Here is a 19,439-nt window from a genome sequence, read left to right as displayed (position 1 = left end):
GGCTCAGGATGGGCCCATGGCACACCACATGACCGAGGAAGAATGGCGGGCCTTCCTCTCGAAGGGCACGCGCACGGCGAAGGTTTCGACGGTGCGGGCCGACGGCAGTCCCCACATCGCACCCGTCTGGTTCCTTCTCGACGGCGACTCGGTGGTCTTCAACACCGGCGAGGAGAGCGTGAAGGGACGCAACCTCGCACGCGACCGACGGGTCTCCCTCTGCGTCGACGACGACCGGCCTCCGTACGCGTTCGCGGTGGTGCAGGGGCATGCCGAGCTGAGCACGGACCCCGGGGAACTGCTGAGGTGGGCGACGCTGATCGCCCACCGTTACGTGGAGGCCGACGCCGCCGAGGAGTTCGGCCGGCGCAACGGCGTGCCCGGCGAACTGGTCGTACGGGTGCGGATCGACAAGGTGGTCGCGATGGCCGACATGGTCGGCTGACGGACTGGCCGCGGTGCCGGGCCGTCAGCCGACGGAGGCGAGGAGCCGGGCCGTGAGCAAGCGCCCGGCGTACTCGACCGTACGGATCAGGACTTCTTTTCCGGATGCCCGGTCGCGGGCGTCGCACAGCACGACCGGAGTACTTCCCCACCCTGGTCACCCGGGGCGCCGCCGAAGCCGTGCCCGACCGGTGCTCCGTGGACCGGGAGGAGCGCGACCGGCTGCTCGCCCGGGCGGACCGGGCAGCGGAGACGGGCTGCGCCTGGTGGCCGTGGCCCGTGCATGACGTGCGGGCGCGCACCGGGCCAACGGCGTCGAGCTCGCCCGCTACGACCTGAGCGATGGCGCCTCCACCGAGACCGCGATGGTCTTCGGCGAGCTGTACCGGCACGGCACCGAGTGGAAGTTCCGGGCCCCCGGCCAGGGTTACGCCTCCGGCCTGGCGGGCATCGCCTCGGACTACGGCGTCAACGTCTGATTGGGCAGATCGTGCTCCGGTGGCGGCGCGCCCCACACCGGTTGCGCGATCATGTCCCCATGGCTCACGACCACACCCATCACGTCCTGGACTTCTTCACTCCGCGTGCGGCCGACTGGGACAGCCGGTTCCCCGACGACGGCCCCGCCTACGCCACCGCGGTCGGACTGCTGGGGCTGCGTCCCGGAGATGCCGTGCTCGACGCGGGCTGCGGGACGGGGCGCGCGCTGCCCGCGCTGCGGGCCGCGGTCGGGCCGGAGGGCACGGTGCTGGGCGCCGACCTGACCCCGGCGATGCTGGAGGCCGCGGTGCGGGCGGGACGAGGGGACAGCGGGACACTCGTCCGTGCCGACGTCGCGCGGCTGCCGCTGCGTGACGGAGTCCTGGACGCGGTCTTCGGAGCGGGGCTGATCTCCCATCTGGCCCGCCCCGAGGCCGACGCGGCGGAACTCGCCCGCGTGGTTCGGCCGGGCGGGGTCCTGGCTCTGTTCCACCCGATCGGCCGGGCCGCCCTCGCCGCACGCCGGGGACGGACGGTCACCGACGACGACCTGCGCGCCGAGCCCAGGCTGCGCGTGCTGCTGGCGGGGGCGGGGTGGCGGTTGGAGTCCTACACGGACGAGGACGACCGCTTTCTCGCCCTCGCTGTCAGGCAGCCCTGAGGCCGAGGGTTCGGCCGGGCCCACCGCCGTACGCGGAAAGCGTCCGAGTCAGGCGCTGCCGTGGCGGCACCGCGCATGATCCGGCCGCGGCACGTCGCGTCACTCGGCGGGTGACTGCGGCGGGCGGCGGCCGGGTACCGGGCAGCCACGGACGCCCGGCGTGGGGTACGTACCGAGCTCCGCGATCTCGTACCCGTTCGGATATCCCTTGATCTCGGGGTTCTGGCGCCCGTAGTGGGGTGTCATCCGGGGCGGCAGGAGCCGGACGGTACCGGCCCGGAGCCTGAGCGCACCCCTGGTCACTCCCCGGGCCACCGGCCCCGGGCGGCGGTAGCGGAACGCCCCGAGCAACGAGTCGTCCAGGAGCGCGAGGCTGGCGCCGCGCACCAGCAGGGCGAGGGGCGCCGGGTACCAGGACGCCATCAGCGCCAGGGTGGCGTCGGCTACCCGGCGGGCTCCTTCGTCCCAGCCGAAATGCTCGTGCTCGTAGGCGTCCAGGGTCCGCTCGAAGTCCTCGTAGGTCTCGGGAGCGTCCTTGATCCCCATATGAGCACCGAGCGTGCGGTAGTAGGCGGCGAAGGCGCCCCGCTCGTGGCAGCACAGACGTCGCCAGCCGAAGCTGTCCAACCAGCGCTTCGGGGTGACGACGAACGTGCACAGGACGTAGCGCATGTCGTCGTTGCTGATGTCGTAGCTGCGGTGCATGCGGTTGATCCTGCGGACGGCGGTGCGGCCGTCTTCGGTGTCGAAGCCGTGCTCCACCACCGTATCGAGCAGCAGGGCGGTGTCGTCGTAGCGTTTCTGGGAGCGCTCCGTCAACTCAGCCGTCTCATCGAGCAGTCGGCCGATGCTGGGCACGGCATAGGTGCGGTACAGGGCCAGTTCGAGGGCGCGGGCGATGTCCCAGGGGAACTCGTGGGTGACGGTGAGACGGTAGATCTCCAGGAAGTCCCGCTCGGGGTCAAGTCGCTGAATCCCTTTCAGCCGGTCGTACCGCTTCACCACGCTGTCCCCTCGTTCGGCCGGACGTCCAACCTTACGCGGAGGCCTTCTCCCACACCCGGGCCTTCGGCTTCCCCGCACTCGAACAGGGAGGGCCCGTCCCCGCCGGCCCCTCCTGACACGGATGGCTGGGGCCCGGACCGACGGCATCGCTCTGTTCCTGTTGGAAGAGGAGCCGGCACGGCCATTCCTGTCAGGTGTGGAGCCGCGCCGCCCGGACCGCTCGCGGCCCTCGACGGGCTGGCCGCTCGCCCCACGTGACATACTCGTCGGTCACCCGGGGCGATCCGGGCTCAGCGGCCGATCTGCTTGCGGTTCATTCTGCGGAGCCTGCGCCGCTGGGACGGGTCCAGCAGCAGATAGCCCGCCACGGGAACGCCGATCACGATCAGCAGCGCCCACCAGAATCCGATCAGGGGCCACAGGATGGCCGCCGCGAGCACTCCCCCGATAGCGACCTTCGCACCATTCGACATGGTCCACGCCTCCTTCGCGGCCGGCGCCGCTCCTGTTGTGTGAACGCGTACGCGTGCCCTTGCGTTCCCCGTCGGCCGCGCTATCGCAGAGGTTCGCCGACCTCGTGCATGTGCGACAGCGCCTGCCGGTAGGACTCGATCAGGCCGGTCTCCGCGTACGGCATGCCGATGCCGGAGCAGTGCGCCTTGACCAGGGGCTGGGCGAGGCGCAGGTTGGGGCGGGGCATGCTCGGGAAGAGGTGGTGCTCGATCTGGTAGTTCAGCCCGCCGAGGAACCAGTCCGTCAGGACGGCGCCGCGTACGTTGCGCGAGGTCAGGACCTGTCGCTGGAGGTGGCCCCAGCGCTCGCCGTCGGGGTCGGGCATCTCCATCCCCTTGTGGTTCGGGGCGAAGGCCATGCCCAGGTGGAGGCCGAACAGCGCGTGCAGCACCAGTGCGAAGACGATCGCCTTGCCGGGGGACAGCGTGCTGAGCAGCAGCGTCGTGTAGAGGGCGAAGTGCGCGGTCAGCAGCAGCCCCGAGACGGCCCGCTCCCGGAGGGGCTGGCGGCGCAGGAACTGGAATCCGTAGATCTTCAGGGCGATGCCTTCGAGCAGGAGCATCGGGAAGAACAGGCGGGCCTGGTTCCTGGTGAGCCAGCGGGCGAACCCCTCACGCTGCGCCGCCTGTTTCTGGGTCCAGACCAGGGCGCCGACACCGACATCGGGGTCCTTGTCGATGTGGTTCGGGTTGGCGTGGTGGCGTACGTGCTTGTCGTTCCACCACGCCTCGTTCATACCGAGGAGCAGATTGGCGTGTACGAGACCGATCAGCCTGCTCGTCCTGCGGTCGCCGGATATCTGGGCGTGTCCCGCGTCGTGAGCAACGAAAGCCGTACGGGTCCAGAAGACCGCCAGCGGCAGGGTGAGGAGCAGGCTCCACCAGGTGTCGCCCAGCAGGACGAATCCGGTGATCACCGCGCCCAGGGCCGCCAGATTGGCGGCGATGCCGAGCACATACCGGTCCGTGCGGCGCTCCAGCAGTCCCTGGTCCCGCACGGCACGCAGCAGCGGCGCGAAATCGCTCCCGGCCGCCGCCCCGCGAACATCGGCCGTACGGTCCGGGCTGCTTTCGTCGGCGGGATCCGCAACAGTGGCTGTCGCCTGGGGCATGACGTCTCCGGTCTCTGGAACATATGCGCTGACCTCATGGAACGTACGGACCGGAGGCGTGTGCGGGCCATGGCGCCACCACCCTGGTTTCCCTGGGGCAGACCCCGTGCCCGATGGTGGGGCTGGCTGCACCATCGGGACCAGAAAAGGAGAAGGAGTGACGCACACCACATAGCCCCACGGCCTGTCGCCGCTCGGAATGGAGTACCCTCGGCGACTCCGCCCACTAGTCAAATTTGAGGAATCTGACATCGCTGTGCACAGGCACCCTGCGGCAACACCCTCCGAGATCGCCGAACTGGCTCGCGGCTCCGCGGTCTTCGTCCCCGCGGATCCAGCCCGTACCGGCAGGATCGCGTTCTGGAGTCCGGACGGTAGCACCCCTTCCGGCACCTCCGGGCTGTCGTCGGAGCTGACCGTCGTCGAAACCGACCTGCGCCCCCGTACGGTGACCGCGCGGTACCTCCCCGTGCGGGACGCTCTGCCGGTCCTGACCCGGGCACGCGCCGTCGCGGGTGCCTCACCCGCCACCGCCTTCTGGGGCGCCGCCGCGCTCCTCGCTCTCCAGTTCGTCGCCCGCGGCCTCCTGTTGCCAGGGCTGAGCCGTACCGACCACGACGCCTGGCGGATCGGGCCGTTGAACGCCGACGACCTCGAACGGATCCGGGAACTGGCGGCATCGATGCCGCCGACCGCCCACGCGACCCCCGTTCCGGACGAGGGCGACGGACAGTCGGACGGACCCGGCGGACCCGGCGGACCCGGCGGACCCGGCGGACCCGGCGGACCCGGAAGCATGGACGACATGGGCCGGCCGGGCGGAGCTGGGGAGCGGGAAGCGGCGCGGAACACGACGAGCGGCGCCTCCGGCGAAACGTTGCTGCCCGAACCGGAGCGCCTGCTGCGCGCGTTCCTCGATGCCGTGGCCGACGCGATGCCCCGTACGCCGGGCGCGGGGTTCGCCGCCGCAGGACCCGCGTTCACCTCCCAGCAGCCGCGCCGCCTGCCCGAGGGGCGGGCCTGGGCGGCCGATGTGGCGGCCGGTCACGACGCGGGCGTGCGGCTCTCGTTGCGTATCGAGGTCGCGGGTGTGACCTCGCAGCGGAGCGGCGCGGAAGCGGGCCCCGAGGCCACCCCGGGAACGGTGGGGCCGGGGCCGGGTCCAGAAGTGGTAGGTCCGGGAGCGCCGGGGCCGGGGCCCGGTCCGGAGTCGGCCGCGCCGACGTTCCGTGCCGTGCTGCAGATCCACAGTGTCAGTGATCCCACCCTCGTCGCCGACGCGGCCGAGGTGTGGGCGGGCGACTCGCGGACCGCCGCCGCGTTCGGGCCCCGGGCCCGGATGGACGCCCTCCTCACTCTGCGCCGGGCCGCCCGCGCCTGGCCGCCGCTGGCGCCGTTGCTCTCCGCCGCGGTGCCGGACTGGGTGGAACCGGCCGACGAGGAGATCGCCGAGCTGCTGGGGTCCGCCTCACGTGCCCTGGCCGCCGCCGGAGTACAGGTGCACTGGCCCAAGGAACTGGCCAGGAAGCTCACCGCGCGGGCCGTTATCGGCCCGGACGACCGGGACGCCACGGACCGGGAAGGCGTCGGGCAGGAGGCCGGGACGCGGGGACGCATCGCCGCGGACGTGCCCTCGTTCCTCTCCGCCGACGCCCTGCTGTCGTTCGACTGGCGGTTCACCCTCGGCGACCAGAAGCTGACCCGCGAGGAGCTGGACCGGCTCGCCGAATCCACCAGGCCCATCGTGCGGCTGCGCGACCAGTGGGTGCTCATCGACCCCGAGGAGGCGCGCGCCGCCCGGGACACCCAGGACCGCAAGGTCACCCCGATCGACGCTCTCGGCGCGGTGCTGACCGGTTCCACGGAGGTGGCCGGCCGTCGCGTCGAGGTGGCCGCGACCGGCTGGCTCCAGCGGTTGCGGGACCGGCTGGCTGACCCGGAGTCCGACGCCCAGCAGTCGATCGGACAGCCCGAGACGCTCACCGCGACCTTGCGCGACTACCAGCTGCGCGGCCTGAACTGGCTGAACACGATGACCTCGCTCGGCCTCGGCGGCTGCCTCGCCGACGACATGGGCCTCGGCAAGACGATCACGCTCATCGCCCTGCATCTGCACCGGCAGAGCGACCGCGACGCGGCCGGTCCGACGCTGGTGGTGTGCCCGACATCGTTGATGGGGAACTGGCAGCGGGAGATCGAGAGGTTCGCGCCGGGCACCCCCGTACGCCGCTTCCACAGCGCGTCCCGTTCCCTGGAAGGCCTGGTGGACGGCGAGTTCGTCCTGACGACGTACGGCACGATGCGCCTCGACGCGCCCCGGCTCGCCGCCGCGTCCTGGGGCATGGTCGTCATCGACGAGGCGCAGCACGTGAAGAACCCGCACTCGGCGACGGCCAAGCAGCTGCGGACCATCGGGGCCCGGGCCCGGGTCGCGCTCACCGGTACCCCGGTGGAGAACAACCTCTCCGAGCTGTGGGCGATCCTGGACTGGACGACGCCCGGTCTGCTCGGCCGGCTCGGCGCCTTCCGTACGCGGTACGCGGCAGCGGTCGAGAGCGGCAGCGACCCGGGCGCGGCCGAGCGGCTCGCGGCGCTGGTGCGGCCGTTCCTGCTGCGCCGCCGGAAGTCCGATCCGGGGATCGCTCCGGAGCTGCCGCCGAAGACCGAGACCGACCGGGCCGTGTCGCTGACGCCGGAACAGACCGGCCTGTACGAGGCAGTGGTCCGCGAGACCCTGGCGGAGATCTCCGCCGCCGACGGATTCGAGCGGCGGGGGCTCGTGATGAAGCTGCTGACGGCGCTGAAGCAGATCTGCAACCACCCGGCGCAGTACCTCAAGGAGGAACGGCCGCGGATCGCGGACCGGTCGGGGAAGGTCGAGCTGCTGGACGAACTCCTGGACACGATCCTGGCCGAGCAGGGTTCGGTGCTGGTCTTCACGCAGTACGTGCAGATGGCCCGGTTGCTGGAGGAACACCTGGCCGCGCGCGGGGTGGATACGCAGTTCCTGCACGGCGGTACGCCCGTGGCCCGGCGCGAGGAGATGGTGAACCGCTTCCAGACGGGCGAGGCCCCGGTGTTCCTGCTGTCCCTCAAGGCGGCGGGCACCGGGCTCAACCTCACCCGGGCCGGTCACGTCGTGCACTTCGACCGCTGGTGGAACCCGGCGGTCGAGGCGCAGGCGACGGACCGGGCGTACCGCATCGGCCAGACGCAGCCGGTGCAGGTGCACCGGCTGATCGCCGAGGGAACGATCGAGGACCGGATCGCCGAGATGCTCGCCCGCAAGCAGGGGCTCGCGGACGCGGTGCTCGGCTCGGGCGAGGCGGCACTGACCGAACTGACCGATGCGGAACTGGCCGACCTGGTCGAGCTGCGAGGGGGCGCACGATGAGCGACGACTACGAGGACGAGGACGACTACGCGTACGGGGCGGAGTACGGGACGAGCGACGCGGACGCCTCCGACGGGGGCGGCGACGGTGCGTCGCGGGACGGCCGACGCGGGGCGGAGCGTGTGTTCGCGGCGTTTCCCCCCGCACAGGGCCGGGGTTTCGCGACGTCCTGGTGGGGACTGGCGTGGCTCAAGGCTTTGGAGGACACCGCGCTGGACGGCCAACAGCTCAAGCAGGGCCGGCGACTGGCCCGGGAGGGCAGGGTCGGGGCGGTCTCCGTACGGCCGGGGCGGATCACAGCGGTGGTCCGGGACCGCGACGGCACGGCCTACCGAAGCGACGTCCTGCTCCAGCAGCTCGGCGCGGGCGCCTGGGACCGGTTCCTGGACATGGCCGTCGACCGGGCCGGGCACATCGCGGCGCTGCTGGACCGGGAGATGCCGCCGCATCTGGTGGAGGACGCGGCGGGCGCCGGTGTCGAGCTGCTGCCCGGCATCGGGGATCTGGAGCCGGAATGCACCTGTGGGACCTGGGACCACTGCCCGCACTCGGGTGCTCTCTGCTACCAGGTGGCGCGCCTGCTGGACGAGGACCCGTTCGTCCTGCTGCTGATGCGGGGGCGCGAGGAGCGGCGGCTGCTGGACGAACTCCAGGTGCGCAGCGCCGCCCGCGCGGTCCGGGCGGGCGGCGACGGGGCGCGGGAGGCGGCCGACGACGCGCAGCGGGAGGTTCACGGAGTCCCGGCCGGCGAGGCGTTCGCGGCTGCCGGAATCCTGCCGCCGCTCCCCGCTCCCCCACCGGCCCCCGACGAACCGGGGCTCGGGCCCGCGCTGGACACGGCGACCGCCCCCGCGCCCGGGGTCGACCCGGCGGCGCTGGAGGTGCTGGCGGCCGACAGCGCGGTGCGAGCGCACCGGATGCTGCTGGACGCGCTGGCCCCGGGGCACGAAGGACAGCCGCTGCCGGTCGAGCTGACTCCGCGGCAGGATGCGGTACGGATGGCCGCGGACACCCGGCCGGAGCCGCGCATCGGGGCCCGGCTGGCCGCGGGATCCGGCCGCCCGGCCGCGGACCTGGACGCGGCGGTCCGCGCCTGGCGGTACGGCGGGATCGCGGCACTCGCCGTGCTGGACGAGGAGTGGGCGCCGGCCCCGGAGGACCTGGGGAGGGCCCGTGCCCGGCTCGGCGAGGCGTGGGAGGCGGCGGAGCGACCGGCCCTGCGGGCTAACGGCCGGGCCCGCTGGACCGTCGCGGGCGCCGACCTCCAGCTCCGGCTGGACCGGAACGGGCGATGGTGGCCCTACCGCAAGGAGCGCGGTCGTTGGGTGCCTGCCGGACCGGCGGACGACGACCCGGCGGGCGCGCTGGCGGGGGCCGACGGCGGGGCGGCGGACACGGTCGTCTGAACCGGCGCCGGAGCCGTACGCGTAGGAGGCGCGGGCGCGCGGGTCGTGGCGTGTCCGGACAGCGGCTGCGGCTGCCTGCGACTGCGGCAGCGGCAGCGACTGCCTGCGGCTGCGGCTGCGGCTGCGGCTGCGGCTGCGGCTGCGGCTGCGGCTGCGGCTGCGGCTGCGGCTGCGGGGAACCGGATGTCCGGTGGGTTCGTCATCTGCATAGGCGGGTGATTCACGAGCCGGGAGACCGCCCCGGCTCAGTTCCGTACCCCCCCGTCCTCGCCGTCCGCCCTTGCCCTGCCCTGTCCCGCCCCGTTCCGTCCGCCCCCGGCCTCAGGAGTGCCGTTGCACCGCAGAAGGATTGTTCAGACGGCCGCCGCGACCATGGCGGCGGCCGTCCTGCCCGCATCCGCGAGGGCCGTGACGCCGGCGCCGAAAGGTCCGACCGACTACGCGACGGCGCTCCGGGCTCCGGCCGCCGCCGCCAACTACACCGTCCCCGCCCGCCCTTCGGAGCGCCGGATCGACCGCGTCGTCATCCACGTCGCCCAACAGCTGTTCACGCCGACCGCGGGCATCTTCCGCAATCCCTCCAAGCAGGTTTCGGCCCACTACGTGGTGCGCTCCGGCGACGGCCATGTCGCCCAGTGCGTACGCGAGAAGGACATCGCCTGGCACGCGGGCAACTGGAGCTGGAACACCCGGAGCATCGGCATCGAGCACGAAGGGTGGGTGGACCGCCCGGAGTTCTTCACGGACGTCATGTATCTGCGGTCCGCCAGACTCACCGCGGACATCTGCGACCGCCACGGCATCCCCAAGGACCGGGAGCACATCGTCGGCCATCACGAGGTGCCGGGCAGCGACCACACCGACCCGGGTGTCCACTGGGACTGGGAACGCTATCTCCGGCTCGTCGTCGACGCCGTCTGAGCGACCTCCCCCGGCCCCCGTGGTGATGACTCTCCGCACCGAGCTTGTCGCGGAGGCCGACGGCGACGACGATGGGAGGGCACGAAGGCCCGCGGTCGGGAGGGTGAGTTGACGGATCCCTGGGTGGCCCTGGCGGCGGACACCGATCCCGGCGAACGGCGCGGCGCGCTGCGCCGCGCCCATGACGTGTTCACCTCGGCGGGACGCCTGGAGCGGCCGGTCCGCGCCGTGGTCGGCGCGTCCTGGCGACGCTCGGCACGGGCCCGGGTCAGCCCGGACGACGCCCCCGCGGTGGAGATCGCTCCGGACGAGCTGGGCCCCTACCGGGCGGCGCATCCCCTGGCCCGTGCCATGCCCGTGATCCGCGAGCTGATGGGTGCGTACGCGACGGACGGGGAACATCTGCTCGCCGTCTGCGACGCCCACGGACGGCTCCTGTGGGTCGAGGGGCATACGGCGGCGCGGCGGCGGGCCGGCCTGATGAACTTCGTGGAGGGCGCCCGTTGGGCCGAGTCCGTGGCGGGGACGAACGCGCCGGGAACGGCCATCGCGGTGGACCGTCCGGTCCAGGTCTTCGCCGCCGAGCACTTCCTGCGACCGGTACAGCAGTGGACCTGCGCGGCGGCGCCGTTGCACGATCCCCGTACGGGCCGGGTGCTGGGAGCCGTCGACATCACGGGCGGCGACCGGCTCGCCCATCCGCACAGTCTGGCGTTCGTCCAGGCGGTGGCCCGGGCCGCGGAGTCACAGCTCGCGCTGCTGACGCCACCGTCCGCGTCCGATGCCGAGTCGGTGCGGCTGACCGCGCTGGGCAGGGACGAGGCGCTGCTGGTGGCGCGCGGGCGCCGGCTGCGGCTCAGCCGACGGCACAGCGAGATCCTGGTCGCCCTGTCCCGTCGGCCGGAGGGCCTGAGCGGGGACGAGCTGCTGGTGGAGCTGTACGAGGACGAGTCGGTGACCCCGGTGACCTTGCGGGCCGAACTTTCGCGGCTCCGTCGCTTGCTGGGGCCCGATCTGCTGGATTCGCGCCCGTACCGGCTGGCCGTCCCGGTGGACGCCGATTTCGACACGGTGACGCGCCGCCTGGGTTCGGGCGCGGTGGCGGGGGCGCTGGGCGCGTACGCGGGCCCGCTGCTGCCGGGTTCCCGGGCCCCTGCGGTCGTACGGCTGCGGCGGCGGATCTCGGAGCAGCTGCGGGCTGCGCTGATCGCCCGGGCTGATCCGGGGCTGCTGGCCGACTGGGCCTACAGCCCGTGGGGCGAGGAGGACCTGCCGGTGTGGCGCGCGCTGGCCGGGGCGGTTCCGGTGGACCAGCGGGCCGCGTTGCTGGCCCGGGTACGGGGGCTGGACGCCGAGCAGCGCGGTTAGGCTCCTTCGTCCGGTTCAGCCCGGGCTCGCGGGCCTCGGCACGCACATCTACGGCGTTGTCCTGTCGCCGCCCGGCCGGCAGGGCGGTGGCGACAGACCGTGAAGGGCGCCCGCCGACGCCGTTGCAACGCCCTTGCAACGTCCCCGTCCCTAGCCTCGCGGCGAGGGCCGTCCAACGACGGGCGGCGAAGGATCCGGGAGACCACTGAGATGACCCGTTACGCAGCGCCGGGCGCCGAGGGCGCGATCGTCAACTACGCGTCCCGCTACGACCACTGGATCGGCGGCGCGTACGTCCCGCCGGCCCGGGGCCAGTACTTCGAGAACCCGAGCCCCGTCAACGGCCGCCCGTTCACGGAGATCGCGCGCGGCACGTCGGAGGACGTCGAACTGGCCCTGGACGCCGCCCACGCGGCGGCTCCGGGCTGGGGAGCCACCTCCGCCGGGGACCGGGCCTCGGTGCTGAACAGGATCGCCGACCGGATGGAGGCTCACCTGGAGGAGCTGGCGGTCGCGGAGAGCTGGGAGAACGGCAAGCCCGTACGGGAGACGCTGGCGGCCGACATTCCGCTGGCCATCGACCACTTCCGCTATTTCGCGGGGGCTCTGCGCGCCCAGGAGGGTTCGCTCAGCGAGATCGACGACGACACCGTCGCGTACCACTTCCACGAACCGCTGGGTGTGGTCGGCCAGATCATCCCGTGGAACTTCCCCATCCTGATGGCTACCTGGAAGCTCGCCCCGGCGCTCGCCGCGGGCAACGCCGTGGTCCTCAAGCCGGCCGAGCAGACGCCCGCCTCGATCCACTACTGGCTGAGCCTGGTGGCGGATCTCCTTCCGCCGGGCGTCGTGAACATCGTCAACGGCTTCGGAGTGGAAGCCGGGAAGCCGCTCGCATCGAGCCCGCGCGTCGCGAAGATCGCCTTCACCGGTGAGACCACGACGGGGCGGCTGATCATGCAGTACGCCTCCGAGAACATCAAGCCGGTGTCGCTGGAGCTGGGCGGCAAGTCGCCGAACATCTTCTTCGACGACGTCTCACGCGCCGACGACGACTTCCTCGACAAGGCCCTCGAAGGTTTCACCATGTTCGCTCTCAACCAGGGCGAGGTGTGCACGTGCCCGTCGCGTGCTCTCATCCAGCGCGGCCACTACGGCGCGTTCCTGGAGGCCGGCATCGCCCGCACGGAACAGATCGTGCCGGGTCACCCGCTGGACACCGACACGATGATCGGCGCCCAGGCCTCCAACGACCAGTTGCAGAAGATCCTCTCGTACCTGGACATCGGGCAGCAGGAGGGAGCGAAGATCCTGACGGGTGGCCGGCGCGTCGAGCACGACGGTGAGCTGGCCGGCGGCTACTACGTACAGCCGACGATTCTTGAGGGCGACAACCGGATGCGGGTCTTCCAGGAGGAGATCTTCGGCCCGGTCGTGGCCGTGACGTCCTTCACGGACTTCGACGACGCCATCAGTACGGCGAACGACACCCTGTACGGGCTGGGGGCCGGGGTCTGGACCCGCGACGTCAACACGGCCTACCGGGCGGGGCGCGGGATCAAGGCGGGCAGGGTCTGGACGAACTGCTACCACACCTACCCGGCCCACGCCGCGTTCGGCGGGTACAAGCAGTCGGGTATCGGCAGGGAGAACCACAAGATGATGCTGGAGCACTATCAGCAGACGAAGAACCTGCTGGTGTCGTACTCGCCGAAGAAGCTGGGCTTCTTCTAGGCACGGCAGAAGGGCACCTGACCAGGGGATTTCCCTGGCAGGCGCCCCCTTTTGCCGGGCTCGGCGATGATCTCGTCGCGCCTGGCCCTCGCACTCGACGTCGTCGTCGGGTTCAGCTGAACATGTCGAGGTAGTGCTGTTCGTGGGCCGGGTGGTAGGCGCCGAAGTCGACGGATGCCGGGTCGCCGCCGGTCTCGGCGACGACGAGCCGGTCGAGGTAGTAGTCCCAGCCGGGGCCGACTCCGCCCGCCATCGCTGGGTCGTCGCCGACGGACTGGGTGAAGGTGAGCGTGGTGGTGCCCTCGTGCTCGACGAGCGTGAGAGTCATGTGCCAGACGACTTCCTGGCCGGGCGCTTGCGACTTGAGGACCAGACGGTGGGGGGCCTGGCACTCCTGGATGGTGAGGAGTTCGGGCTCGTGCTCGTCGCCTTCGTAGAGCATCCGGAAGTCGACCGAGCCGGTCGACGGGTCGCCGGTCCATTCGCCGATCCATCGGGCCAGACGGTCCGACTCGGTGACCGCCGCCCAGACGTCCGTGACGCCGGCCCGGAACGTGCGGTCGAAGGCAATGCTGTCCAGGCCATCGATGCTCACGCGACGCCCGGTGGGGGTGCTGGTCATGCTGATTCCTCCTGAGAGCTTGGGGTGCCGGGAGCGGCGTCGGCGCCGGCCCGACGGTCGTGGACGGTTCTGCGGACCTCCAGGTCGAGGGCGTCGAAGGCCTTCTCGGGGATCGGTGGGCGGCGCCCGACGAGCTCGTCGAGCAGAGCCCGTACCGGGGCAAGGCCCGGGCGGGCGAGCGCGTAGTGGCGCTCGCGACCGCGGTCCTCGACGGTGGCCAGCCCCGCCTCGGTGAGCACTCGCAGATGTTTGCTCACCGCGGGCCGGCTGATCGGATGCCGCGCCGCGAGGTCGACCACTCGGGCCGGACCGGAGGCAAGTGTGCGCAGCAGGTCACGGCGTACGGGGTCAGCCAGGGCGATGAACGGGTCCATCCCTTATTGGTAACCTATAAGTTACCAATAGACAAGACCCCCTGGTCGCCCTGGTAGACGGGATCGGCGCTGGCGGTCGCAGCCCATGGGTCCGCGTCGTCGAAAGTCAGGGGCACGGTGGAGCCGCCCAAGGCTGCGCCCGGCACCCGGCGACCGGTACTGGTCCCGCCAGGTAATCGCGCCTCTACGATGGGTACTCGCGCCGATCCTGGGAGCACCCGTGCTGGATCACACACCGGACTACCCGCCGAAGACTCCACCGCCACCTAAGCGACCCGTACAGCCGCCGCGTCCTGAAACGAGTCCGGAAGGAACGGCGCGGGCCCGGATGCTGGTACGGAACCGGCGGTCGGCGAACTGGTTGCTCGAAGCTGCTGCCTGGGCGCCGAAAAGGGCCTGCAGCAATGTCGTGCGCCAGTTGCACGACTGGGGATACCGAGAGGCCGACCAAGCCGCGGCGGACCTGACGGAGGCGTTGGTGCGGGCCGCGGTCGCCGATGGCGGCCGGCGGGTGTCCCTGCACCTCGCGGACCAGAACCGGCAGGCGCTGATCGTCGCCCTGTCCCACCGGCCAGGTGTCGCGGTCGCGGACACGGCCGTCCTCGCGGAACTGACCGGCCTGGGCGCGGTCTCGTGCGGAACGGACACCTCGGAAGACGGCCGCAGGATGTGGGCGGTACTCGACCTGTAGAACGTGGGACGAGCGTCCTGGGGGACCATCTCCGCATGCGCGGGGAGCAGCACGATCCGCACCGGCCCCTGCCCGCGCAGCCGGGACCATCCCCGCATGCGCGGGGAGCAGCCTTTCTGACCTGCGGCTTGACACGGGTGGGTGCGGGATCCCGCCGGGCGAGCTCGGGCGGCTGCTTGCACGTGTCCCATATGCCCGCGGGGAAGTCGAGCCGAAAGATCACGCTGCGCCGCGGCCGACCCCGCACCTTTGGCGCGGTTCGGCGGCCTCCCGCATCACGTGAGGTTCACGTCTTGGAGAAGCTGCTGCCGGAAAGCAGCGTGGGGCAGGGCGACGCGAAGCCGGTCCACGGGCCGTCCAGTCCTCGCGTGCCATGCAGCTCCTCTGCAACACGACGGGCGCCCGGGGTAACGCTCGACATCAGCCCGAGGCCCCTCGTCCCTGCCTGCGATGAGCGACGTCAGCAGGCGCTTCCGGCCATCCGCCGAAGCGCCGACGTCACCGGCGTCCGCGCAGCCTGCCGAACAGGCTGCGCGCCTGGGCGCGCTTGCGCGGGTCGGCCGCGGCGCGCCGGGCCGAAGCGATGGTTCGCCGCCCTTGGGGGCTGCGGGTGAACTGCGTGAGACGGGCGATCAGTCCGGCCATGATTCCTCCTGAGGGCGTATGCCACCCGCGTACCCCGCGATGAGACGAGAATGTCCGGGCGTCGTACGCAGTCCGTCGCCGCACGGAGCGGAAGCCGCCGTTCCCGGGCCGCGACTCGGGACCGCCCCCATGTGCGCGACCGCCTCGACCTTCCCCGGGGAACAGCAGGACCGCCGACACGGCACAGTGCACTGTTCCCACCCCGAGCCTGGCGGTCCCGCCGACCGCCTGTTGTGGAGTCCCGGGCCTGGGCGGGCCGGGCGGCGCAGCAGCCCTACGAGAGCCTCGCGCTCCGCCCCGCTCTCTACAGGTCTGACGCGCTCGATTATTGACCGATCAGTCCAGATAGGACTAGGGTCTTCGACGTGGCCAGGACCAAGGAATTCGATCCGGACGCCGCGCTGCAGTCGGCCCTTGAGCTGTTCTGGCGGCGCGGCTACGAAGCGACGTCGGTGACAGATCTCGTCGAGCACCTCGGCATCGGCCGCGCCAGCATCTACGCGACCTTCGGCAGCAAGCACGAGCTGTACCTGAAGGCCATGGACCGGTACGCGGAGATGCGCGACCCGCTCCTCATGTCCGAGCTGTCCCAGCCAGGCCCCGCACTGCCCGCGGTGCGCAGGCTGGTGCGCCGCTTCGCCGCAGAAGCCGCCTCCCCGGAAGGGCGGTTGAACGGCTGCTTCGTCACCAACACCGCAGCCGAGCTGGCCCCGCACGACCCCGCGGCGGCCCGCCGGGTCGAGATCAGCTGGGAACACATCGAGACCCTGCTGCACTCCGCGCTCGTGCGGGCCCAGGCCCAGGAAGAGCTCCCCGAGGGCCGTGAACCGCGAGCGCTGGCCCACCTGCTGCTCGTCCTGCTGCAGGGCGTACGCATCGTCGGCAAGGCGTCGAACGATCCCACCCGGGTGCGAGACGCGGCCGAACAGGCGCTGTCCCTGCTGGACTGAATCACACCGCATCACACCCGCCGGAGCCGCGAGGCCGCTTCCGTGCGTGCAAATAATGGACCGATCGGTCAAATATCGGGGGGAAGTATGACCGTCACCGCCACGGGCACCGCGCGCTCGCCGACCGCTACGGCGGGCGGCGCGCCCTCATCGCCGGCCTTGTCCTGGCGCAGGACCTTCGCGGTGCCCGTCGAGGTGGCGGTCGCAGGCCTCGTCCTCGCGCCCCGGCTGCTGTCGGACGCCGCACCGAACTCGGGCAGGAGTCTCGACCTGCCCGGTGCTCCGCTCGCCACCGCCGGGATCACCCTCGCCGGTTACGGGCTCGACGTCACCGACGCCCTCCCCGGACCGTCGGCCGGCGTGCCCGTGCCGCTGCTCGGCGGGACCGCGTTGCCGGCCGCGTTCCGGTACGCCGAGCGCGGGGCCCGCGATCCCCTGTCGCCCCCCGGCTTCCTGTTCGACCGGCGGCGGTTCCTGGCCCCCACTGCCGTCGCGGCCCTCCTGAACCACCGCACCAAGTAGTCCATCACTCACAGAGGAGTCACCGAAATGAACCGCTTCACCGGCAAGACCGTCCTCGTCACCGGCGCGGGCTCCGGCCTCGGCCGTGCTGTCGCGCTCGCCTTCGCCGCCGAGGGCGCGTCCGTGGTCGCCGCGGGACGCACCGCGGCCTCCCTGGACGAGACGGTCGCCCTCATCGAGGCAGCCGGTGGCGCGGCTGCGGCCATCACCGCCGATGTCACCGACTCCGGACGGCTCCAGCATCTCGTTCGGGAGACCGTCGCCCGCTTCGGCGGACTGGACATCGCGGTCAACAACGCCGGGATATTCCGGGGCGCGGTCCCCGTCGGCGAGGTGAGCGAGGAGGACTGGGACGCGGTGCTGCGGACCAATGTCACCGGCGTCTGGCTGGCCATGAAGCACGAGATCGCCCACATGAAGGAGAACGGCGGCGGCACCATCGTCAACATCTCCTCCAATCTGGGCGCACACCTGCGGATCCCGAACGCCGCCGCGTACATCGCCTCCAAGGCAGCGGTCTCCGCGCTGACCCGCGCCGCCGCTCTCGACCACATCCACCAGGGCATCCGCATCAACGCCGTCAGCCCCGGGGCCTCCGCCGCTCCCATGTCGCTGCGACCCGGCGAGTCCGAGGCCGACCGTGCCGAGCGAGTGAAGACGGAGAACCCGCTCGGCCGGGTCGCGGAGGCCGAGGAAGTGGCGGCCGCGGTGCTCTACCTCGCCTCGTCCGCTGCCGGCTCGGTCGTCGGCACCGACCTGGTCATCGACAGTGGATCGTCGGCCTGACGCCCCCTGCCGGAGGCTGAGCAGGCTGCCGCGGGACTGCCAGGATCCGCGGAGGCCGGAATCCGTAGCCCGGCCTGCGCTCCGCTCCGCTCCCCCACGCATCGGCGGGCCTCGACCTGCCCGGCGGCGTCGGCGTGGGGGTTTCTCGGGCGACGCGGCTTCCATGGACGGGACGTGACGGGCCTCGCGGCCACGGGCCGCAGCGGCAGTTCAGAGGTGACCGTCCAGGAACTGCCGTACCTCGGCGCTGGTCATGGGCCCCGTGCCGTGCGCCACCGCCTCTCCCTCCTTCAGCAGGACGTAGGAGGGGGCGCCAGTGACCCCGTATCTCTCGGTTGCCGCCGGACAACGTGTGATGTCGGTGCGGACGACCGCCAGGCGCCCCGCGCAGTCGTCGGCGACGCCGGCCACGACGAGGTCCATCGCCCGGCAGGGCTCGATCGCCTTGGGCCATGTGCCGGTGAAGTACGCGAGGACGGGCACCCCGCTCATCGCGAGGATGAAATCGAACTCCGCGTCCTCGCGGGGCCGGTGAACCCGATGTGCCATGGAAGCTCCTGCCCTCACGTTCCGTCGTTCCGTCCCATCATCCCTCGCGCGGTGCGCCGGTCGGCACCGTCCGAAGACCGACCGCCAGCGTCAGTTCGAGGACCCGGTGCGGCGTTGCGAGATCCGGGAACAGCTCCCGCAGCTGCGACATCCGGTACCGGACCGTCTGGGGATGGACGAACAGTTCCGCCGCCACCTCGTCCCGTCTGCCCTGGTGCAGCAGCCACGCCCGCAACGTCTCCTCCAGCCGCCGTGCGGTCGCGATGGGCAAGGCCCGCAAGGGTGCGAGGGCTCGGGCACGCAGGTCTGCGAACGCGTCCACGTCGGCGCTCAGCACCAGCTCGGGCAGATGGTCCTCGGTGTCGCGAATGTCAGGGGAGAGGGAGCGTGCGCGGGCGGCTCGCGCGTATGACGCGGACGCACGCGTCCACGGCCGGGCCGGGCCGGTCACGGCCGTGCGGTCGGCCAGCTGCCGCAAGAGATGTGGCCGGTCGGCATCGGGGACGAGCAGCACACCAGTGGCATCCGGCAGATCGTCGAGGACCAGGGTGTTCGGGTCGAGCGTGCGGTAGGCAGGTCGGGCCTGGGCGGCGGGCAGCAGGACCGCGGTCAGCGAGACCGGAGGCTGCCACCCGGCCCGTTGACCGGAGGCGAGCAGCACGTCGAGGCTCGCACCCGCGAGGAGGTCACGGGCCAGGTGTTCCAGGTGGCGCTCGTGGGCCCTGCCCCGGGCGGCGAGTTCATCCGCGTGTCCCGCGGCGCTCGCGGCGGAGAGCTCGTCGATGTAGGCGAAGGTCAGCTCGGCGAACTTCGCGACCTCGGCGGCGGGCAGACCTGCGGGTACGGCACCCGCTGCGAGGCAGCGCCAGGCGACACGGGCGCCGACGCGGTAGGCGCTGAGCAGGGCGTCCATCGAACGGCCGTCGCGCACCTCGCCGCGGCCCAGCTCGTAGGCCGCGTCACCGCCGTCACCGCCCGTGGCGTTGCCGCTGGCGAGGTCCAGGTAGTGCCCCAGGGCGGTGCGGACGGCCCGGCGGATGGTGCCGCCCATGCGGCCCGAAAGGGCGTTGGCGTACGAAGGGACCTCGTCGATGATCGCCTGGACGACCTCGTCGGCGGTGGTCTTCAGAGCGGCCCGAAGGACGGTGACCGTCGTCTCGTCCAGGGCCAGCTCACTGGCCCTCCGGATTGCATGGCTCACAATTTGTTCCCTGCGAACAATTCAGCTGATCAGATTCACGTCCTGCGGTCAGGACTTTACGC

General features: G+C 71.9%; 19 protein-coding genes and 2 pseudogenes. 12 read left to right on the top strand and 9 right to left on the bottom strand.

Annotated features, from left to right (window positions below; genetic code table 11):
* Window positions 1-16 precede the first annotated feature (16 nt).
* The gene (locus ACH4KB_RS15260) at window positions 17-445 is read left to right on the top strand and encodes a PPOX class F420-dependent oxidoreductase (RefSeq protein WP_398066419.1); all 429 of its coding nucleotides are present in this window, start codon (window positions 17-19) and stop codon (window positions 443-445) included.
* Between the two features lie 24 nt (window positions 446-469).
* Here ACH4KB_RS15260 and ACH4KB_RS15255 read toward each other — a convergent pair.
* A pseudogene (locus ACH4KB_RS15255) lies at window positions 470-586 on the bottom strand (ATP-binding protein); the annotation flags it as partial.
* Between the two features lie 157 nt (window positions 587-743).
* Between ACH4KB_RS15255 and ACH4KB_RS15250 the strand changes: the two are divergent.
* Window positions 744-923: pseudogene (locus ACH4KB_RS15250) on the top strand (TerD family protein); the annotation flags it as partial.
* 59 nt (window positions 924-982) lie between these two features.
* Complete coding sequence (locus tag ACH4KB_RS15245) at window positions 983-1,585, top strand: class I SAM-dependent methyltransferase (RefSeq protein ID WP_398066418.1); 603 nt, start codon at window positions 983-985, stop codon at window positions 1,583-1,585.
* Window positions 1,586-1,684: 99 nt separating this feature from the next.
* Here the strand turns inward: ACH4KB_RS15245 and ACH4KB_RS15240 are convergent, their stop codons facing one another.
* The 3 genes from ACH4KB_RS15240 to ACH4KB_RS15230 form a co-directional block, all read right to left on the bottom strand.
* Window positions 1,685-2,590: an oxygenase MpaB family protein gene (locus ACH4KB_RS15240; protein WP_398066417.1), complete on the bottom strand. Its 906-nt coding sequence runs from the start codon at window positions 2,588-2,590 to the stop codon at window positions 1,685-1,687.
* A gap of 290 nt (window positions 2,591-2,880) precedes the next feature.
* Window positions 2,881-3,063 carry a hypothetical protein gene (locus ACH4KB_RS15235; RefSeq protein ID WP_398066416.1) on the bottom strand — a complete coding sequence of 61 codons (183 nt, stop codon included), beginning with the start codon at window positions 3,061-3,063 and terminating at the stop codon, window positions 2,881-2,883.
* Between the two features lie 80 nt (window positions 3,064-3,143).
* Entirely contained in the window at window positions 3,144-4,214 is a 1,071-nt protein-coding gene (locus ACH4KB_RS15230) for a fatty acid desaturase family protein (RefSeq protein ID WP_398066415.1), read from the bottom strand.
* A gap of 256 nt (window positions 4,215-4,470) precedes the next feature.
* Here ACH4KB_RS15230 and ACH4KB_RS15225 point away from each other — a divergent pair, with 256 nt between their 5' ends.
* From ACH4KB_RS15225 to ACH4KB_RS15205, 5 genes are all read left to right on the top strand, one after another.
* Window positions 4,471-7,608 carry a DEAD/DEAH box helicase gene (locus ACH4KB_RS15225; protein WP_398066414.1) on the top strand — a complete coding sequence of 1,046 codons (3,138 nt, stop codon included), beginning with the start codon at window positions 4,471-4,473 and terminating at the stop codon, window positions 7,606-7,608.
* A complete protein-coding gene (locus tag ACH4KB_RS15220; RefSeq protein ID WP_398066413.1) occupies window positions 7,605-9,014 on the top strand; it encodes an SWF or SNF family helicase in 1,410 nt (469 codons plus the stop codon). Before ACH4KB_RS15225 ends, ACH4KB_RS15220 begins: the two co-directional genes overlap by 4 nt.
* 333 nt (window positions 9,015-9,347) lie before the next feature.
* Window positions 9,348-9,935, top strand: a complete 588-nt coding sequence (locus tag ACH4KB_RS15215) for an N-acetylmuramoyl-L-alanine amidase (RefSeq protein WP_398066412.1) — start codon at window positions 9,348-9,350, stop codon at window positions 9,933-9,935.
* A 108-nt stretch (window positions 9,936-10,043) separates the two neighbouring features.
* Complete coding sequence (locus tag ACH4KB_RS15210; RefSeq protein WP_398066411.1) at window positions 10,044-11,303, top strand: GAF domain-containing protein; 1,260 nt, start codon at window positions 10,044-10,046, stop codon at window positions 11,301-11,303.
* 210 nt (window positions 11,304-11,513) lie between these two features.
* Window positions 11,514-13,037 (top strand): aldehyde dehydrogenase family protein, encoded by a 1,524-nt coding sequence (locus tag ACH4KB_RS15205; protein ID WP_398066410.1) that lies wholly within the window; start codon window positions 11,514-11,516, stop codon window positions 13,035-13,037.
* 112 nt (window positions 13,038-13,149) lie between these two features.
* On the opposite strand, the gene ACH4KB_RS15200 is transcribed toward ACH4KB_RS15205, so the two are convergent.
* Both ACH4KB_RS15200 and ACH4KB_RS15195 read right to left on the bottom strand, forming a co-directional pair.
* Complete coding sequence (locus tag ACH4KB_RS15200; protein ID WP_398066409.1) at window positions 13,150-13,659, bottom strand: SRPBCC family protein; 510 nt, start codon at window positions 13,657-13,659, stop codon at window positions 13,150-13,152.
* Window positions 13,656-14,033, bottom strand: a complete 378-nt coding sequence (locus ACH4KB_RS15195) for an ArsR/SmtB family transcription factor (RefSeq protein WP_398066408.1) — start codon at window positions 14,031-14,033, stop codon at window positions 13,656-13,658. The genes ACH4KB_RS15200 and ACH4KB_RS15195 overlap by 4 nt, the downstream gene beginning before the upstream one ends.
* 409 nt (window positions 14,034-14,442) lie before the next feature.
* On the opposite strand from ACH4KB_RS15195, the gene ACH4KB_RS15190 reads away from it, so the two are divergent.
* Window positions 14,443-14,724 (top strand): hypothetical protein, encoded by a 282-nt coding sequence (locus tag ACH4KB_RS15190; protein ID WP_398066407.1) that lies wholly within the window; start codon window positions 14,443-14,445, stop codon window positions 14,722-14,724.
* 498 nt (window positions 14,725-15,222) lie between these two features.
* On the opposite strand, the gene ACH4KB_RS15185 is transcribed toward ACH4KB_RS15190, so the two are convergent.
* Window positions 15,223-15,369, bottom strand: coding sequence for a hypothetical protein (locus tag ACH4KB_RS15185; RefSeq protein ID WP_397929054.1), 147 nt, complete (start codon window positions 15,367-15,369; stop codon window positions 15,223-15,225).
* A 365-nt stretch (window positions 15,370-15,734) separates the two neighbouring features.
* On the opposite strand from ACH4KB_RS15185, the gene ACH4KB_RS15180 reads away from it, so the two are divergent.
* The 3 genes from ACH4KB_RS15180 to ACH4KB_RS15170 all read left to right on the top strand — a co-directional run bounded on the left by ACH4KB_RS15180 (window position 15,735) and on the right by ACH4KB_RS15170 (window position 17,627).
* Window positions 15,735-16,319, top strand: coding sequence for a TetR/AcrR family transcriptional regulator (locus tag ACH4KB_RS15180; RefSeq protein WP_398066406.1), 585 nt, complete (start codon window positions 15,735-15,737; stop codon window positions 16,317-16,319).
* A gap of 87 nt (window positions 16,320-16,406) precedes the next feature.
* A complete protein-coding gene (locus tag ACH4KB_RS15175) occupies window positions 16,407-16,841 on the top strand; it encodes a hypothetical protein (RefSeq protein WP_398066405.1) in 435 nt (144 codons plus the stop codon).
* A gap of 27 nt (window positions 16,842-16,868) precedes the next feature.
* Window positions 16,869-17,627, top strand: coding sequence for an SDR family NAD(P)-dependent oxidoreductase (locus ACH4KB_RS15170; RefSeq protein WP_398066404.1), 759 nt, complete (start codon window positions 16,869-16,871; stop codon window positions 17,625-17,627).
* Between the two features lie 210 nt (window positions 17,628-17,837).
* Here the strand turns inward: ACH4KB_RS15170 and ACH4KB_RS15165 are convergent, their stop codons facing one another.
* Together ACH4KB_RS15165 and ACH4KB_RS15160 are read right to left on the bottom strand one after the other, a co-directional pair.
* Entirely contained in the window at window positions 17,838-18,176 is a 339-nt protein-coding gene (locus ACH4KB_RS15165) for a thioredoxin family protein (RefSeq protein ID WP_398066403.1), read from the bottom strand.
* A gap of 37 nt (window positions 18,177-18,213) precedes the next feature.
* The gene (locus ACH4KB_RS15160) at window positions 18,214-19,377 is read right to left on the bottom strand and encodes a helix-turn-helix domain-containing protein (protein WP_398066402.1); all 1,164 of its coding nucleotides are present in this window, start codon (window positions 19,375-19,377) and stop codon (window positions 18,214-18,216) included.
* Window positions 19,378-19,439 lie beyond the last annotated feature (62 nt).

This window comes from Streptomyces sp. NPDC017520, from assembly GCF_044329855.1.
Taxonomy (GTDB): domain Bacteria; phylum Actinomycetota; class Actinomycetes; order Streptomycetales; family Streptomycetaceae; genus Streptomyces.
This window is presented reverse-complemented; position numbering and strand designations above follow the sequence as displayed.